This is a genomic window from Caballeronia sp. (assembly GCF_049581465.1).
In the GTDB taxonomy this organism is placed as follows: Bacteria; Pseudomonadota; Gammaproteobacteria; order Burkholderiales; family Burkholderiaceae; genus Caballeronia.
On record NZ_JBAUSA010001238.1, the window covers coordinates 1 to 1,648 of the forward strand.

The 1,648-nt window shown below is 64.0% G+C and carries 1 protein-coding gene and 1 pseudogene; one reads left to right on the top strand and one right to left on the bottom strand.

Annotated features, from left to right (window positions below):
* Nucleotides 1-130: pseudogene (locus WCA53_RS30235) on the bottom strand (DNA-binding response regulator); the annotation flags it as partial.
* 149 nt (nucleotides 131-279) lie between these two features.
* On the opposite strand from WCA53_RS30235, the gene WCA53_RS30240 reads away from it, so the two are divergent.
* On the top strand, nucleotides 280-1,648 hold a 1,369-nt coding region (locus WCA53_RS30240; RefSeq protein WP_423920047.1), incomplete at its 3' end, for a TolC family protein.

Genomic DNA, 1,648 nt, shown 5'->3' on the forward strand with positions numbered 1-1,648 from the left:
CCCCGTTATTGAGCGACAGTTCGGCGGCACGTCCGTCATGTGCCCAGTCCACGGCATAGCCGGCTCGTCGCAGCGAGTCCAACACCGTCTCGCCGATCATCTCGTCGTCTTCCACTAACAGCAGGCGCATGCCAGTCCTCCCTCTTTTGAGCTTGTGCCAAGGGCGCATCGTCGACGCTGTTTGCTTAAGCTTTACTTAAGCAAACAGTTCATAGAATCGGCCACTCCTTCGACCTGCGCCCCTACTGCGCGGTCGGCTCATTGCCCGAGGAGTCCGGCTTGCCCGCTTTCCCCGCCTTGTCTTCGCTCAGCGCGTTGACCCGCCGTTGTTTCGCGCTCGCGGCAGCCTCGCCGCTGCTCGCGAGTTGTACGTGGTATCACCCCGAGCCGCTCGCGCCCCGCGACACGGCCACCTCGCTCGAATCGCTCGAACGCATTCGTATCGATGCGGCGACCATGCCGCTGCCGGAGCTCGCCGCGCATCGGTTCGATCCGTCCGACGGCCTCGACATCCAGGAAATCGCAATGCTTGCGGTGGCGAACAATCCCGATCTGAAACTCGCGCGCAGCGATCTGGGCATCGTCCGCGCGCAGGCATTCGCCGCGGGACTTCTGCCCGATCCACAACTGACGATCTCCAGCGACTATCCCGGCGCGCTAGGATCGACGCGGGCGTTCAACTATGGCCTGAGCATGGACGTGATGGCGATCATGACCCGTGGCGCGAACCAGAAATCGGCCGACGCGACGGTCGTGAAGACCGATCTTGGGCTCCTCTGGCAGGAGTGGCAAGTCATCTCGCAGGCGAAGCAGCTTTTTCTCAAGTCACGCCTGCAGGAAGCCACGCTGCCGCTATTGCGCGAGCAGAGCGACCTCTCACGCACGCGATACGAACTCATGGCCGACGCACTGCGCGAAGGCAATCTGACCGAAGACACCCTGGGTGCCGCGCTCACCTCCTATAACGACGCGCGCAAGCAGTACACCGATGCCGAGCGGGCCGCCGTGCAAACGCACCACGATCTCAACGCACTCGTCGGCGTAGCACCTGACGTAGCGTTGCAACTTGTGGACGACAGCGAGACGCCACCGGTTCCGCTGACTGACACCAGTATCGACGCAGCACTTGCCTCGCTGCCCAGGCGCCGTCCAGACCTGCTCGCGCTGCAGGCCGGGTACGAAGCGCAGGAACAGAAGTATCGCGCCGCAATCATGAGCCAGTTCCCCAGCCTGAACGTCGGATTCAACCGCGCTCGCGACACATCGGACATCTACACCACGGGCTTCCAGATCAGCCTGAGCCTCCCCATCTTCAACCGTAATCGCGGCAACGTCGACATTGAAGCGGCGACGCGCCAGCGCGTGCGCGACGAATACCAGGCACGGCTGAATCAGGCATCTGCTGATGTCGCTCGCCTGCGGGCCGACGACGCGATCCTCGAGCGCCAGCTAGCGCAGAGTGAAGCCACGCTCCCCGAAGCCGACACAACCGCACTCCACGCGCGCGAAGCCTATGCCGAGCGCAATCTCGCGCTTGAGGCCTATACCGACACGCAGGCGGCGGCACTGAGCCGCCGAGTCGATATCGCGACCCTCGCGGAGGCGCTCGCCGAGCAACGCGTCGGCTTGCAGGCGATCCTCGGCGGCG